This is a genomic window from Flavobacterium chungangense LMG 26729 (genome assembly GCF_000735715.2).
In the GTDB taxonomy this organism is placed as follows: domain Bacteria; phylum Bacteroidota; class Bacteroidia; order Flavobacteriales; family Flavobacteriaceae; genus Flavobacterium; species Flavobacterium chungangense.
The window spans coordinates 75,679-93,187 of the sequence record NZ_JASY01000015.1; the positions used below are offsets into that span (position 1 = coordinate 75,679).

General features: G+C 33.4%; 7 protein-coding genes. 1 reads left to right on the forward strand and 6 read right to left on the reverse strand.

Annotated features, from left to right (window positions below; translation table 11 throughout):
* Nucleotides 1-46 precede the first annotated feature (46 nt).
* Nucleotides 47-9,994: a T9SS type A sorting domain-containing protein gene (locus JE46_RS19375; protein WP_031456941.1), complete on the reverse strand. Its 9,948-nt coding sequence runs from the start codon at nt 9,992-9,994 to the stop codon at nt 47-49.
* 240 nt (nt 9,995-10,234) lie between these two features.
* On the opposite strand from JE46_RS19375, the gene JE46_RS19380 reads away from it, so the two are divergent.
* Nucleotides 10,235-11,485 carry a helix-turn-helix domain-containing protein gene (locus JE46_RS19380; RefSeq protein ID WP_031456942.1) on the forward strand — a complete coding sequence of 417 codons (1,251 nt, stop codon included), beginning with the start codon at nt 10,235-10,237 and terminating at the stop codon, nt 11,483-11,485.
* A 345-nt stretch (nt 11,486-11,830) separates the two neighbouring features.
* Here the strand turns inward: JE46_RS19380 and JE46_RS19385 are convergent, their stop codons facing one another.
* From JE46_RS19385 to JE46_RS19405, 5 genes are all read right to left on the reverse strand, one after another.
* Nucleotides 11,831-12,031 (reverse strand): hypothetical protein, encoded by a 201-nt coding sequence (locus JE46_RS19385; protein WP_031456943.1) that lies wholly within the window; start codon nt 12,029-12,031, stop codon nt 11,831-11,833.
* A gap of 30 nt (nt 12,032-12,061) precedes the next feature.
* The gene (locus tag JE46_RS19390; protein WP_051872944.1) at nt 12,062-12,646 is read right to left on the reverse strand and encodes a phage tail protein; all 585 of its coding nucleotides are present in this window, start codon (nt 12,644-12,646) and stop codon (nt 12,062-12,064) included.
* 153 nt (nt 12,647-12,799) lie between these two features.
* A complete protein-coding gene (locus tag JE46_RS19395; RefSeq protein WP_031456945.1) occupies nt 12,800-13,498 on the reverse strand; it encodes a hypothetical protein in 699 nt (232 codons plus the stop codon).
* Nucleotides 13,499-13,525: 27 nt separating this feature from the next.
* Nucleotides 13,526-14,374 carry a T9SS type A sorting domain-containing protein gene (locus JE46_RS19400; protein WP_083480912.1) on the reverse strand — a complete coding sequence of 283 codons (849 nt, stop codon included), beginning with the start codon at nt 14,372-14,374 and terminating at the stop codon, nt 13,526-13,528.
* A gap of 64 nt (nt 14,375-14,438) precedes the next feature.
* A complete protein-coding gene (locus JE46_RS19405; RefSeq protein WP_031456947.1) occupies nt 14,439-16,088 on the reverse strand; it encodes a hypothetical protein in 1,650 nt (549 codons plus the stop codon).
* Between the last annotated feature and the right edge of the window lie 1,421 nt (nt 16,089-17,509).

Here is a 17,509-nt window from a genome sequence, read left to right on the forward strand (position 1 = left end):
ACAGCTACAAAATTCATAGCAGTGTTATTAACTCAATTAAGAAGGTTTATCTGTTTTTTATCATACGTTTGGACTCCAGCACATCTCCATTAGAATCATAAAATAATACCAAATAAACTCCCGAAGGAAGGTTTGATACATTTATGATTACTTTAGAATCTGTTGGCAAAACCGTATTAGTTTTAACTGTAGCTCCTTTCATGTCTGCTATACCAATACTACTAATTTTATGATTTTGATAAAGATCAATATTAATCAAATTGGCAAACGGATTAGGATATACCATTAAACTCATTACAGCTTCTTGAGGTATTTCTGAAGCAATTGTTAACTCTTTTGGAGTTGTCAAACCTCCGATAACCACATTATTATTAAAAGTGACTACTTCATTAATTGCAGCAGATTTTTCATCGGTTAAAAATTCGAAATGGACTTTATCGTTATCATTACTACCATAAATAGTCATAAAATACGAGGTTTTGTTTGTTGTTGGATTGTAAATAGCAGGCGCCTGACCTCTTAATTCTTCTCCAACAAAAGCTTTCAAATAATTGTTTTTCGATTGATTATCGCCTGCTACTTCTGCAACAACGTTCATTGTATTAGCATATTTAGTAACCGCTTCTATAGTCTGATTTGCGTATAGATTTGCGTTATTTGACATTTTACTAGTCGCCGAATAACTCAAATTTGGATAATAAAAATATCCATCAGAAGCTGTTTTCATCATATATCCTTCACCTGGTTTTAGCGCTGTTAAATCGCCGACCCAACCAATGTTCTTGTTGTAAATCGCTAAATGATATTGATTTTTGATAACATCTCCTTCCTGTACGTTTGCAAAACCAGCCAGAGCCTGATTGATTGGCGTATTTTTAAAACCAATGTAACCAATCCAGTTCCAACCTTTAACCAAATCAATTTTTACATCGCTTCCTTTTAATAAAAGTCCGTTATATTTTAACTGATTTTCGTTTGTTACAAAAATTTTGTAACCGCTTCCATTTTTAACACCTCCTTTGGTAGTAAGTGTTCCTAACCATCCTTCTTTAGTGCTATAGCTATCTACAGCATCAATACCACGAATCAAATCGCCGCTTACTGCTTTGATTGGTTTTAGCAAATCGTTTGTTGTAAGCTGTTTACTCGGATTGTAATTATAATTTAAGTGAGACGAAATCCATGTCCAGCCTTTTGGCAAATCATACGTATATTCGATAACATCTACTGCTTTAAGCATTTCCGGATTAATCGCAGTTCCTTTTACCGTATTCGAGTCAAAAGTATAAGATGGTGTCACATCCCTGTGAATTTGTCCGTCGCTGGCATTCCAGATACGAAACTCTACAGCTTCTCCCAAAGGTTTGTTACTGTAAATACTCACATAAGCCTGATAATTGTCTAAGGCTTTTATGTAGGTTAGTTTTGCAATTCCACGGCATTCATCACCAACAAAAGCAGCTACTTGATCATTAGGATCTCTTGAAACATCTCCGTTAATATTCAATTGTGCAATGACGTTCATCGAATATTGATAATTGGCCGGATTAACTTTCCAATCTGCAGGCAATGGTTTGGCAACATCCAAACTAAGATTTAGCACCTCAGCAAATCCAAATTCTGTTTCCAGTAAAATGTCCTGAACATAATTTCCGATGTTCACATTTTTATCTACTGTAAAAGTAACAGGAATAGAACTTACAGGAGTTAATACACCGCTGCTTGGGCTAGCAGTAAGCCACGAAGGCAGGTTACTAATGTTGAAATTAAACACTTTTCCACCAGTGTTTTCGATTCTGGTTTCGAATGTAAATCCTGTACCTGATTCTATGGCAAAATGTTTATCCGATTCTGTCCAAATTACCTGATTTTTATCTACATAAGCTGTCCAGCTTACAGGCGCTCTCATGATATTTCCGTTCAAATCTTGTACTCCGGTCACGCTAATATCCAAAATAACATTTTCCAGAATACTGTCAGGATCGGTAGTCGTTAAAATAATTTTATCCTGATTGGCCGAATAACCAAAATTTACTTTTCTAACCGGTCTTGGCAATTTTACCAAAGGAGTATCTTGCATATAAGCCAGTTGTCCATTCAATTCTGCAGCCACACCATTAGATTTTACTGCAGTATTTCCGGTAGCTGCAGAGGCTTTTGAAGCTTCTAGCATTTCGATACCCATTGTAGTTTTGTATTTATCAAAAGGGAGATACAAATCCAATCCAACCTCATCGCCCGTTAACATATAATGCATATCACGCTTAATTTGTAAGGCAGAACGAGTACCTTGCCAAATTCTAACCTCGTCTAATGAACCTGTAAAATGTTGTGACTGATGTGTGGTTCCAAAGGCATCTACCCAGCCCATAGCACCCAAATGCAGTGCCGCTCCACCAAATCCAATAAATCCAGTTTTATCTGTTTCAATAGTATTTTGTTGATTTCCATCAATAAAACAAACCGTATTTGTCGCACGATTGACAACTAACGCAAAATGATGCCATTGATTATCAAAATAATTGGTTGGCGATGCCGTAAACGTATTGTTGTTGTTCCAAACCTCTAATAAGCCTGAAGCATTGGCACGAATAGACCAACCATTTTTGTTTAAGTCCAAATCGTCTCCTTTACCATTAGACAACAAAGTTGTTCCGGTAGTTTTATCGCCTTTAAACCAAAATTCGATACTAAAATTGGCTACATCCAAATAAGCAGGCGAGCTAATTGATGGGGCATTAGTAGCCGAAGTTGACAACGCATTGCCAGACAAAGCCACTTGCCAAGAACCCGAAATTAATTGTGCGTGACGTTCTCTAACAATATCATTGATTATAACACCCTCTGTTTCTTCCATTGTCCAGTTTCCTAAAAGACCTGGCTCATTATTTTTCAAACGTTTTGTCGCTACAACATTGATTTGAGATACTGTGAGTGATTTGCCCCAGAAACGTAATTCGTGCATGTTTCCTTTGAAAGAAGATGCTCTCGATAAAACATCTTTTCCAACAAAAATTTTACCTGTTGCTTCATAATTTGGAGCATAACCTTGTTTTACAACATCTAATAATCCATTGATATACAATTTACCTTCTTGGCTTGTTGCATCATAAGCAAAAGCATAATGTACCCATGTGTCATCGACTGGAATCGTTTTAACCGAATTTAATTTGACACCCGCCAAAGCAACCTCAAATTGATTAGCAGCATTAAACCCAACACTTAATGATTGTGCTTCGGTGCTACCTTGAGAAAGCAATATCTCTGAACCTGTTTTTTTACGTTTAGCATAAAAATCAAGTGAGAATGAACGACGGTTTAATTGAATACCCTCTGGTATTTCCATATAATCATTGCCACCGTTAAAATAAACGCTTGCAGGATGTTTTAATTCGCCCCCCTGAATGACACCTCGAATATCAAAATTGTACGGATTTAACAAACCAGCATTCACAGGTTCATTAAATTGTATCATGATTTCGTCACCCGCAGATAGGATTCCGTCTGAAGGTTGTGGGGCACCAAACGAACTTGGATTGATACGATCGATAATCCCCGTAATAGTTGGGGATGTAAAAACAACATCATCAGCCTCTCCCTGGCACATACTCTGGATACGTACATCATACAAATCATCGGTTAGTTTGGACACATCCCAATTGTAAATAAAGTCTGTACCACCTTGTTCTGTTAATAAAGGCGCTTTTCTGGCTACTTCTTCAGAACCAGCATTGGTACGTGCCTCATCATTTCGATAATAGGCTTCTAAAAGTTTCCAGCTAGACTCCGATTCGCTCGCACGTTTGTACTGAATTTTTATTCCTTTAAACCCTTGATAATTTACATCGTAATTGTTTACTTTAATAGGTAAACGGTTATTACCATCGTAATTTACTGTCCAATTGTTACCTGGACTGGCAATAGTTGCCTCAGAACAAACCGGAATGTATTCAATATCCATAGTGATTTCTTTGTGGATACTTTCGTCGCAGGTTGATTCTAAAACTAAGGTTAAATCTTTGTATTTGTATTCTTTTGGTCCTCGTAAAACAGTTAAGGTTTGACGGATTTTTTGTCCGAAAGGAATAGAAACCTCCACAGGTTTTACCAAGGTTTCTCCATTCAGTAATACAACCAGACCATCAGGATTAGATGCAGGATCTACCGACATTTGATACGTAATCTCCTGATCTACAGAAGAAGGAATTAGCTCGGTTTCGTTGCGTAATTCTAAATCAAAAGTAGCGGCTTTGCTCGATGGTACGTTTACCATTGTGGCTTTGTCGTTACCATTTACCAATATACCTGGTTTTTCGATTTGAACGGTGCGTTTGCTTAACAAAGGTTTTTGCGAGTCATTATACATTCCCAATAACTGGCTGTAAATTGCTTTTTTCTCTTCGATAACTGCAGTTACAGCTTCAATTTCTTGATTTTGTTTATCAAGATCATCTGTTATTTGCCCTCCTAAAGGATTTGCAATAAGATGTTTATCTTTTATGATTTTTATTTGCTCATCTAAAACTGTTGGAAACATTTTTATCCAATAATCCAAATAATAGGTATGCTCTTTGGTTACTTCTAATTCTTTTTCTCTTTCGAAAGGACAAGACGTTTGTCCTCCTACAATTTGAAAAATTGGACCATCACTACCTTTTCCGTCATAAATATTCATACTATACACATTAAAAGCATCATTATCCTGAATGGTATAAGAAGTAGTAACAGTATTAATTGTAGTGTTATTATTACTATCTCCAGAAGTTTTATCACCACCACCGTGAAGATTCCAAGCAGGACCAGTAGAGGCTACTACTGCAAATCCTTCTGTATCACCTGACGCACCCGCCATTATTTCTGTAGAACTTATGGTTGTTTCGGTAGCTTCGGTAGTAGAAGTATTAGAATAAGCAATTCCTGAACTAATAGAAATGTTTTTTTGTTTGGGTTTGTTACCTGAAATAGCAGTATATTTTTGAATTTCGTTGTTCATTAAAATTTCTTCCCAAGCTCTAATTTGATTATTGTACCAACGTACTTTGTCTTGATAAACTCCATTTATTTTAGGAGCAATGGCTCTTTTAAATTCATAACTTGCACCAGTGTCATCTTCAGTATTATCCTTAGTATAATCGTTTTCATTAGCCAAAGTACCCAAACGCGGATCATCATTATTTAATCCGTACAATGGGCTTGACGCATCCAACTTGGTAATATAAACATTGGCTTGATCTACAAAAAGACTGTTTCTAATGGCTGCCAATTTCGGAATAACATCCGTTTTGATATGATCTTCAGAATACAATAGCATGGTTTCACCTTTTTCTTTTTGGTAATAGGTTTCCCCTTTATTCAAAATGTATTCTTGACCATCATCTCCAGTTACTTTTGGCCCTACGCATCCCACACATTTATTAGCCAAAATAAATTTTAAATTATTGGCACGACCAATTTCTATGTTTTTAGAATCAGCAATAAAGAAATCGCCTTTTTCAAAAGCATCTTCTGCTGTAATAGTAAGATTTGTTGTTGTTGTTGTTGCTTTTGCACTTGTCTTCTCACTACCATCTGTTCTGGAACCATAGGTTGTAGCCATTATTTGTCCCTCCGATTTACTAAGTACTACTCCTGCTAAAGGAACCGAAATTTCTGCGTCCCAAGCAATACCTACACCAACACTCCAATCTCCACCCGCTTGTGTACTAGTAGTTGTTTCTTTGGTAATGGTACTACCGCTTTCCAAGGTTACGCTACTGCCGCTTCCTGGAGGAATTCGGAGTGTAGTGGTTATAGAAGCGGGTGCTTCGGTAATAAAATCAGTTCCTGGCATTTTAGACCCTCCTAAAACATACGCTTTATATCCTTTGGAAGCATCGTTTGAATTTGGCCAATAAATAGTATAATCGCCCGTTTTTAAGGCAATAGACATTGATTTTACAAAAGTATCTTCAACACCAGAGCCTTGAATTAAATCTGGATCTCCACCTACAAAGTTATAGTTGACGCTACCTTCATTTTGCAAATCAAACTGATGTGTGTTTCCTGAAAGAGTAACCCATTCTTCATCGGTTAACTGATAAGCTGCCGATGAACCTCCATCTGCTTTAGCACTTATATTGTTGCTTATCGTAACTTGACCATCCAAAACTGGTACTTGATCTGTAGCTGGATTTTTGACAGGTTTTGTTCCGTAATACGCATATTTTTCAACCGCTTTAATCGTTACTTGATAACCTTTTCCTTGTAAAAAAGCAGGATATGGCAATGTTTTGGTAGGTAAATTAATGTCTTTAGATAATTCTTTGTCGTATATTTTTACCGTAGTTTCTCCCACTAATGTTTTTTCGGTAATGATATTTCCATTACTATCAAGTTCTTGGGTGTTAGGTAAATAATCTAACGAAGTATTACTTTGTACCACCATACTTGGGGTGCTTCTATAAATCAATCGTTTGGCTGCGTTGTATCTTACTTTTTGGGCAACATACCCTCCAGAAACCAAAACAGGCTCTTCTTCTTCAATTCCTTTATAGGCCGCATCATCGTCTAATTTTATAGAAGATATGTCTTTTGATAAAAACAAAATTTTATCATCAGCAGGATTTGCTTCGTCTCCAATAAAAGACACATCTGAGAATTCGTACTCATTTGGAGGCAACTTAATTTCAAACTCTCCCGTCTCAGGATCTGTTTGTACTGAACGTTTAATACGAGTATCTTTTGAAGTCAATGTAAAATAAGTTGCTCCAATATTGTTAATACGTTGTACGTCTGTTTGTAATTTTCCTTTATAATCGGAAAATCCTAATTTTTTGTTCGCCTGAACCAATCCGCCAACTACGCAACCTGTAAGAGTATGCTTGGTATTGTCTAAGACTTCTATGCCAGACAAAATATCCTGATAATCGTAAGTACCTGTTGCTGGAAATTTATTGCTTACAAACGTGTGTCCGTCTTTTCTAAATTCTAAAAAGTGTTTACCAATAGGTACAACTACTTGAAATTGTCCAAACTCATCTGATAAAATTGCTTGTCCGTTTTTCATCAATTGTTGCGTTCCGTCCAACCAAATAGAAACTCCTTTTGAGCCCGAACTCTGAAAATGAGTTGGGTCGTTTTCGGTATTATCAAAGCCATATCGAATGGTTCCTGTTACATTAAAGGAAGACTGATCGATAAAATCGATATTGTTTTCGATGCTTCTGCCTTCACCTAAAAATAAAACACGATTGCTTGGCGAAAAGGCATGAATAGCACCACTAAGCGTTATAGTTGGTGTTATACTAAAATTTTCTCCCGAACCAGTATAAGAAATACCTTCGATAACGTAATTTCCGTTTTTATCTGTAAATCCTGCAAAACCTAATTGTTCTCTCGAAGGAACTTCTTTACTCCAAGTAGCACCAATTAAATCGCCATCAATTTTATTAAAGACACCCGATTCTTTAGACGAGTCAAATACAAAAGGCCCAACCCCCTCATCAAAACGCCAGTTTCCAACAATATTTGGAGTTTCGGCCTGCACCAATCGGCTGTAATCTCGTTCTACATCTGCAGCGGTAAGAGCGTCTTTGTAAATACGGAATTCATCTAACAATCCGTTATAATAATCATCAGACCCGTTACTTCCTAAATAAATAGCATTGCTAACATTGGCTGTTAATGCACCATTAGCATTAATCGATTTATCTAGTTTTCCGTTGATGTATAATACTAATTTACTATTATCATACGTAGCAAAAATATTAGAATAATTACCGTCAACCAGTTTTGCTTTTGAAGTTATAGTGGTTCCGGCGATAGTAACTTCTACTCTTTCATTATGCAAGGCCACTTCAAAAACACCTGACTGACTGGCTAAAACTTGTTTAGAAGTCCACGCTTTTGGTTTTGCCCATATCGAAACTGAGATTCCGGTTGTATTATACACAATATTTTCTTGGTTCGGATTGATTTTTACGGTTTGGTTTATACCATCAAAAGCCAAAGCATTTCCTGTAGCTGTTCCGTCTTTCTCGGCAACGACCTTTACATTAGGTACGGCAACGCCGCCTACATACGTTACATTCCCGGTTACAACTGCCGATGGCAATCGAAACCCAATACCTGTTGCTAAGCCTTTTAAACCAGTTAATTGTGTGTATGGAGTTCCTGAAACTCCGTTTATATCATAACTGGTTATTTTTTCTAAACCACAATCGGCAGTAGCTACTACAAAATATTCATAAAGTGTTTGTGCAATGGCTTTATTATCTGCCCAAGAACGAACGGTTTTATCAACTGTAGCTTGCAATTCGGGAGCAACTGTGCTGTTTAACACTCGACGATAAATTTTGTAATTGCCTACAAAGTCGGCATTTTCATCGATTTTCCAGTCCAATTGTACTAAATTCCCAAAATATCCTTTTGAGGTTTCCAGATTATTAGCCAAAAACACACTCGAAAGATCAATATTGGTAATACTCAATTTGTCTGAAGCATTGTCCTGAACAAAAACTGCAGCTGCAGACGACTGACAACTGTTTACTGCTACAATTTTGTACGAATACGATTCGCAGGTACTTATTTCCTTGTCTGTATAAGTTAGCAAATACCCGTTGTTTCCGGCTACTTGATCCTTAATTTGCCCTTCGTAGAAATCACCTATTGGTAACTCGATAGTTGTTTCAGTACCTTTTTTTAAATCCTTTCTAAAAATTTTGTATTTCTGATCGGTTGCTTTTTCAAAATCTTCCAAACTCCACTGAGACTCATTCCAAGATAGTTTCACTCCAGAGTCAGCACCTGTAACCATAACCATTTGGGCATTTGTGGGTGCTACTGGATTAGCAGGAGAAATTCCCATTGTAGCATCTTCCGATTTATCGCCTTTGGCATCAGGACATTTCCCTCCATTGGCGGCTATTTTAAAATAATATTTTTGTCCACGAGTAAGTCCGGTAATAGTATAAGAACGTTTAGACCCCGAAATAACATCGGATAAAGCCGTAAAAACACCATTTGGACTAGTAGAACTATACACCACAAAATTACTCGGACTGGCTTGCATCCATTGCCATTTTAAATCGACTGAACCATCACATTTGGTCGTACTAGCAGTCAAATCGGCGGGTATAGGCAACGGGTCGTAGGCAGAACCTTCGGTAGAAGCTTCGTCTATGTAAGTTCCTTGCCAATACAACCGTACAATTGGACTAATAGCACCAGTAACACCTGTTATCACAAAACTAGTCTTGTCAATTGATACCTCGGTATTAAGACCACTGCCGTTATCGACTACATACTTAAAATCGCCAGAATTAAAACTCGAAGGAATAGTCATTTTATCCCAGGATAATTTTACTGAATTACAACCTTGAGTCGCTCTTACGGTTGGCATACCAGGTAAAGTTGGAGTACTCAAAGAAGCATTTAAATAAGTAGTTTTACCACTTTTGCCACCATTACCATTGTCAAGCGTCTCTGCCTCACCACCAATAGTAAGCTGATTTCCATTTAAAAACTTTGCCGGAAGCTGGTAGGTAATATACAACACACCTTTGTCTCCGTATCTTTTACCTTCATAGTACGAAATATTATTAGGCCCTGCGGTTCTATAGGAATCGAAATACCAATAACTATCATCAAGATCGCCATCTCCTGAGGTAAGAAAAATAGTAGTACTCATGTTTGGCAAATAAAGAAGCTTAGTCAAATGAAAAATATCACCTTCGTCACCTACGCTAATGTATAATCTTTTTAGATAATCATCCATGTTTTCTGGATCACCATCGGCAATCATAGCCGAAATATACAATTTAGAACCAACAATCTTAGCATTCCAATGTTCGCCAAAGTTGTATGAACTTCTTAAATCCACACTGGCGGTATTTAGTATTGTGTGTCCATTCTGTGCATTTCCCCACAACGGAGTCAAGAGTAGTGCTAAAAGGAGCAATAGCATTTTAAGTTTTTGAAAGACTTTCCAAAAATCAAAGAGTAGTGTTTTTTCCATAAAAGTATATTAGAAATTAAGAACTTGCAAAACAACAAAAACCTTTAAAAACATACTTGTGTAAAGATTTAAAGCTTGTCCAAAAATGAAGATTTTGGCAAACAAAAATATTTTGCCAGTAAATACTTAATTTTAAAAAACAGGCATTGTTGATTTTAAAAAATCTTGTTTTTAAAACTGTATTTTTTAACTTTGCAGAACTTAAAAGCCGATAGCTTATAAGTTTAAAAAATAACTTTGATGCACCCTTATATTTCGGTATTTACTATTTTTCTGGCAATTTTGATGACTTATCATAATTGGAATATTAACCGTAATTCCATTTTTTTATCCGGATTCATTTATGTACTCTCATCATATTCCTTAATACACTATGTATTGTTTTTTAAAAAGAGTGTGTTTTTACTGGCTATTTTTTATAATAATACCGCTCCGATTGGTTTTTTGATTGGGCCATTATTATATTTTTATGTGAGAGGTACTTTATTTGATGATAGTAAGTTAACCAAAAAAGATTGTTTACACTTGATTCCAGCCTTTGTCAATCTGGTTAGTATAACACCTTACCTACTAACGCCTTTTACTTACAAATTATCATTGGCACATAGAATAGTCAAAGATACTATGGTTGCAAAAACGTTTACAGTAGGACTTTATCCTAATATTGTAAACATCATTGCAAGACCTGCTTTGCTTTGTATTTATGTGGTATCGGTACTTATTATGTTATTTCGTTTTTGGGCTAAAATGAATACCAATAATCGTATTCCTAAAAAACAAACTCGCAAAATGCTAATATGGCTCTTTAGTTTTGTCTTTATAATTGTCTTTATAATTGTTTCTTTTGCGATACTTTCCTATTCTTTTTTGAAGGAACCAAATCCAGATCTTAGGCAATTTAAAACTAGTTTACCAATGGATATTGTTAGTTTTTGCTTGTTAATAATACCTTTAAGCATGTTATTTTTTCCTGAATTATTGTATGGAATTCCGCAAAGAGGAAGAAATATAAATGATTATTTTGTAAAACAAAATGAAAAAATACAACCTGAAGTAAAAGATGTTTTTTCAACCGAAACGTCAGATGTTTTAGATAAAGAAGAAAGAAACCTACCCGAAGAAGAGCTACAACAAAAAGATATTGAACCAAGATTTATTGAATTATCTCAATCAATTTTAGATTACATTAAAAAGAGTGAAATTTTTCTAAATGCTAATTTTTCAATGGAAGAACTTTCCCGATCTATGAATGTACCCAAACATCATCTTTATTATTGTTTCAATAGTATATTAAAAGTTAAATTGACAAAAATACGAGCAGAACTGAGGGTAGAATATGCAAAAAAACTAATAGAAGATGGTCTTTTAGATACATTAACGCTTGATGCAATAGGAAATAAAGCTGGATTTTCTTCACGGTCTTCTTTTCAAAGTACCTTTAAAGAAGAAGTTGGTTGTACACCTGGCGAATATTTAAAAACAAAATCCTAAGCATTTTTCTAATAAATATAAAAATTAACTACTTAGTTTTTTTAACAACTAAGTAGTTAACTTTTATATCACAAAAAGTTCTTTTTCATTATTGATGTCTTAAATATACATTTATTGCATTAGCTACTCCATCATCATAATCAAAAGCTTTTAGAGAATTATAAAAATCTAGGTTTCCCAATTTTTCATAAGTTTAGTTGCTACTCTAAAATCTTCATCAAGCCATCCAAATATTGAAATAAGATTGGTCCCCCGAAAAAGAAATTACATAAAGTGTTGTGGTTTCATCATCAGGATCCTCACCTTTTGCAACAAACATAGCATTATCTGTAATGAATTCAATTTTTAATTTTTATCTATTTCCCAATTACCAATGTATGATTTTATGGTTTCGTTGTTTAAAGCTGAAGTTACTTGCTCGCATAAATGATCCTGTAATTCTTTTTCGTTATTTCGTACAGTACCTTGATTGCAATTAGACAATGCCGACAAAATAGAAATTACTTGTTGTTTTTTGGTCAATGGATTCAAATAGTTACTTTTCATAAGTTTTAAATTTGATACTTTTTAATTTTATTATTGCTCTCTTTCAGGAAATAATCCTTGGTAACAAATAATGTAAATAATTCCTAAAACAGGTTGAACATTGCTAAAAGGTACAATTGGTTCTTTATTGAAATTGGTATAAACAATATGGTCATCACTTATTGCTTTGTTTAAATTAAACGGTTTAAGTGTGTCTGTAGGATTAGGCGTAGCGTTACTAAAAATAGTAGTATTACCATCACCTATTGTTTTACCAATGGGGTTACTATCACCTCCTGATGTTGCACAAGGTATTCCTAATGTAGCCTTGTCAGAAAAACCACCTCTAAGAGGTGGTATATTTAAATAGTTAAGTATCGTACTTTCTTCTCCTGCTTTTTCTCCAATATTATAAGATTTAGATTTCTCATCAATACTACCAATGCCCACGGGTACTCTACCACATAAATCGGGTATTCTAAAAGTATGGCTTTTTGCTTCTCCATAACTTTTACCAATAACTGAATATAGCGGGGTATATTTTACAATATCTAATTCCTGACCGTTACAAAACATCCAACCTTTTGGAATGAAATTTCCTGAAAATAATTTAATTACTCCTATATAATCTTCCATCTTTTCTTTAGTATTTAATTCATTAAAAAGACCTACTCTGTTGTTACGATTTTCGGTTTTCTCGTTAATAATATTTTTTTATGCTATTCACAAAAGCAAAATCTCTATTTTTTCTTCATCTTTTTTTGACTTCAAGAATTATGATGAGCATCTCTAATTTGCCGAAAACATTGTATAGAAACCTCCTGTTGTGGTATTTGATGTTCCAGAAGGTTTGTATATTTTTATTGTTAGTAATTGTCCTGCTACTGCAGTATAAGTAAATGATGTTTGAGTGGGAGTACCACTAGAATATGCAGTACTATTAGCTGTTGCAAGCACTGTACCTGTTGTAGTGTAATTAACAGCGTTTGAAACTGGTGCTACATTCCAAAGTTCATAGGTATATGCTTCATCATCATATGAATAAAAATTTATGGTAAAAGTAATATCCCCAGGAATAAAGAAAGATGTTGCTGATGATACAGATGTTCCTGTTGTAGTTGTAAAGGCACTTGTGTAAAGTGTTATTGGAGTTGATGAAGCAGTTACATTGTGTCCGATAGAAAAATTAGGAAGAACTGTTGCATTAGCTGTACTTGATCCGATTAAACTTTTCCAAGCACTACCATCATAAGAATAAAATCCAGAAGTACCATCAGTTTGATAAACTAACAATCCAGTAGCAGGGGTAGCAATAGCAGTACGTTGAGTAGCTGTCATTCTAGGTACAAGCATACCTTTAGTAGTGCTATTTACGTCTAGGATGGCAGAAGTATCAGGAGTTAAGGTACCAATTCCCATGTTATTTTGTGAGAATACGGTTCCGCATAAAAGCATTAATGCAATTAAAAATAATTTGTTATTTTTCATGATATAAGTAATTTTGAATTTATTGTTTTAGTTTATGACCTTTTTGATTGATAATTTGTGATTTTCATCGAGAATATGTACAAAATAGAGTCCATTATTTAAGTGAAATTCTTTTGAATAATCATTGTTTTTTATTTTAGTTTGATAAAACAATTTTTTGCCATTGACATCATATATAGTTACATCTTGTATCGCTATTTCTGAGGTTATGTACAAAACATGGTTTTTAAAATAAACTATTGGCGCTTTTTTTTCAAAGGTTTCATTGGCTAAATTTCCGTTATACTTTAGCAAAGCTTTGGTTGCGGTGTATTCTATAGTCCAATTGGCAGGTAAATTTTTTGTAGCAAAAGTTCCGGAAAGGCTTGAGGCATTAACAAGTTCAAAAATAGTATTACTAGCTGGCGTAAATCCCGATATTGTAGCTACATTAATAGTTCCAGAACAGCTAAAATTGCCTGTAATATTTAGTTGGTCATATTGAGTAGCAGCTGTAGTACCTGCTAATTTAAAATTTAAAACACCTGTTCCATTGCTAAAGTTACCGTTAATTGCCAATGCTCCTGCAGATGAATTACCAGGCGAAAAACTACCAGAATTTGTAAAATCAGAAACATAAAGCAAGATGCCATTTCCTGTTACACTTCCGTTATTGACCAAATTACTGTCTATATTTAATGTACCGTTAATATCCAGAACAGCATTTGCGGTGTTGCTAAAATTTCCGTTAACTTTTACAGCAAGTCCATCAGAAATTTTTACTTTATCACAATTATTAGTCACTAGTTGTGCCGTACAAAAGCCATAAAAAAGCAGACATGCAATTTTTAAAGTTTTCCCCCTAGCTAGAGAAAGAAGTATAGATTTTTTTTTCATTTTGATGATTTTAATTAATTCTTTATTTGTTTGATTTTTCTTTTAAAAACCTATCTTCAAAAAATTAAGCTGCTGACGCTTTATTAGATATTAAATCAATAATTGATGTGTGTTTTTTAGAAAGTTCTTCAACTAACTTTTCTTCTATATTCAACATCTCGGCAATTTCTCTTGGTGTTTTTCCTTGCAATAGCATATTAACAGCTTTTGCATCTATTATGTATTTAGCTTCAATACCCGTTTGAGAGCTAATTTCAGAAACCGATTTTGATTCATCTTTCAATAAATACATTGCTTTTAATATATCTTTTTTTTCTTTTTTATTATAATATGTAATAGAATCAAGATTAACGACTGCGAAACGTATTGATGTATTTAAGTCAAATTCTTCATTATCAGCTTTAGCATCTTCTTCAGTGTTTTCTATCATTTTAATGGCAGCAGTCCATTTGTTCATTTCAGTTCTTTGCATTATTATGAACTCTGTAAATTCATGATAAGCATTATCCTTGCTAGTGTCAATTTCTTTAAATTTTTTATATTCTACTTCAGTAAGAAATCCTGCAACATAAAATGTTGTCAAAATATTTTTATAGAATGTTTTAATTTTTTCCATAGAAGAATTAATTTCCGATCGAACTGATTTTATTTTTTCATTTGACTTTTTGGTTTCATTCATTATTTTTTCAAAAAAATCTTTTCTTTCTTCCGCAGCAAAAATGGCCGTAATTATTTCAATAATCCCAAAAAGTGCTAATGCAATTGGTAGAATAGGTGCAGCAAATATCGAGATTCCTATTCCTATACCAACGACTGTATCAATTGTGTTAAATTTTGTGAATGAATCCTGAAATGCTGGTACAGTTAAACTTAAGGATACTAGTTGAATATTAACATCTTTTTTCCATGACTCATAGTTGTTTATTATTTGTTGAATATCTCCTTTCAAAAGATCTTTTAATTTATCTAACTCGTCAATAACAATGTCAATATTTGTTATAATACCATCCTTTCCTTTTATAGCTTCTATTGCATTTTTCTTTCTCTCTGGATTATCGGGTCTAAACACATTATCACCAATCCAAGCTGATATTGAAAACGTCTCGTTTTCTATCTTATTTAAAAGACTATCATAATCTTTTCGAACTGTTTTTAAATCTGAAATTGCTTTTACAACTTGATCTGTATTTTCCATATTATCGTATTTAAAAGTGTAAATTTTATCTTCTGGTTGCCATAGTGTGCCAAATTTCGCTTTCACAACTCCTTGTTCCATAACAATCCAAGAATCGTTATCATTTGTATTGAACGTAGTACTGAATTGAAAGTTTTTGGTATAAATAAATAATGTTTTGTTTGAAGCTCCCAATTCAGAGAAAATGCCACTTATAGATGTGTATTTCAATATAGTGTCACTAGTTACTTCTTTAAATTCGTGTGAGGGTATCTTTATTGCGTTTGGACGAAGTTGGTCAAATATTTTTACAGCTACTCCTGCTGGAAAATAGGTGGCTTTACCTATGGTTTTGATATAACTAAATGCAGTCCACAAAGTTTTTAACGAATTAATAGCAACAGGTGCATTTAATGTAGCAAGGCTAGCGGCTAGTGATATCGTATCAAAACCAACATCTGCTAATAACCAATCTGTGTTTTTTGTGGCAATTACGTATACGTCCTCTCTTAGATTATTACTTATGTAGATTTTACTCATTGTTTTCGCTTTATTTGTTTTTAAAATTAAACCTACCTATGGGATTGATTTTTGTACTCACAAAAAAAAGTAAAATCTTCCTACAAAATAATGTTTTACACTTCAATATTGTCCAAAAACGAAGAATTTGGCATAGAAAATATTTTTAACAATTATTATCTTATATTTTTATATTTGGTTTGAAAAAAGCAAGCATTGTTGATTTTAAAAAATCTTGTTTTTAAAACTGCATTTTTTAACTTTTAAGAACATAAAAGCCAATAATTTATAAGTTAAAAAAAATAACTTTGTAGTACTCTATATTTCTGTATTTACTATTTTTCTAGCAATTTTAATGACTTACCATAATTGGAGCATCAACCGTAACTCTATATTTTTTGACTAGGTTTTATTTATGTTCTTTCCTCGTTTAATGCACAATGTGTTGTTTTTTATCAAAAAGTATCTTTTAACGGCTGTGTTTTATAGCAATACCGCTAGAAGAAATATAAATGATTATTTTCTACAACAAAATGAAAAAATACAGCCTATAAGAGCGAATGATTTTTTAAGAGTTTTTTAGCCTAAATGTCAGATGCTTTAGATAAAAAAATCTACCCAAAAAGCCTCCTACAAAAAGATATTGAATTAAGATTTATTGAATTATCTCAATCGATTTTAGATTACATTAAAAATGAGTAAAATTTTTCTAAATGTTTATTTTTCAATAGAATGACTTTACTAATCTATGAACGTACCTAAACATCATCTTTATTATTGTTTCAATAGTATATTAAAGTTAAATTGACAAAAATACGTACTAAACTGAGTATAGAAGATGAAAAAGCTAATAGAAGATAGGTGTCTTTTAGATTCGTTAACGCTTGATATAATAGGAGATAAAGTTAGATTTTCTTCACGGACTTCTTTTCAAGTACCTTTAAAGAAGAAATTGGTTGTACATCTCGAGAGTATTTAAAAACAAAATACTAAGTATCTTTAATAATAAAAATTAACTAAAAATCCGTTTTTTATTAGATTAATAATAGTCAATTTTTTTATTATAACTAAATAAATTTGTATTGAGAATTAAAAGTGAATTCTAATTTTATTGAGCTATTATACAAAAAGGATTTTAAGAGAAGTTATTTGGTATCAAAGATATTGATGGTCTCATTTTTTCCGCTTCTTTGATATAAAATAAATGATATAAAAGCCCTGAATTTAAGAATAACAGAGCTTTTATTTTGAATCTAAATCTTCCAAAAATTTAAATATACTCAAATATAGTAATTTTTATTCTACTTAATTGTATATTACAATTAAGTTATCTTTTTAATATATGAAAAACAAAAGGTCGTTGCTTAAAGTGTTTTCTTAAATTTCGTTTGTACTTTTCATCATCTTTAAAAATTCTTAGAACTTTTTGAACATAGGCACTC

Bases quoted from the DNA above. Each gene is read 5' to 3' on its own strand.
- JE46_RS19375 (WP_031456941.1), bottom strand. From the start codon at position 9,994: ATGGAAAAAACACTACTCTTTGATTTTTGGAAAGTCTTTCAAAAACTT.
- JE46_RS19380 (WP_031456942.1), top strand. From the start codon at position 10,235: ATGCACCCTTATATTTCGGTATTTACTATTTTTCTGGCAATTTTGATG.
- JE46_RS19385 (WP_031456943.1), bottom strand. From the start codon at position 12,031: ATGAAAAGTAACTATTTGAATCCATTGACCAAAAAACAACAAGTAATT.
- JE46_RS19390 (WP_051872944.1), bottom strand. From the start codon at position 12,646: ATGGAAGATTATATAGGAGTAATTAAATTATTTTCAGGAAATTTCATT.
- JE46_RS19395 (WP_031456945.1), bottom strand. From the start codon at position 13,498: ATGAAAAATAACAAATTATTTTTAATTGCATTAATGCTTTTATGCGGA.
- JE46_RS19400 (WP_083480912.1), bottom strand. From the start codon at position 14,374: ATGAAAAAAAAATCTATACTTCTTTCTCTAGCTAGGGGGAAAACTTTA.
- JE46_RS19405 (WP_031456947.1), bottom strand. From the start codon at position 16,088: ATGAGTAAAATCTACATAAGTAATAATCTAAGAGAGGACGTATACGTA.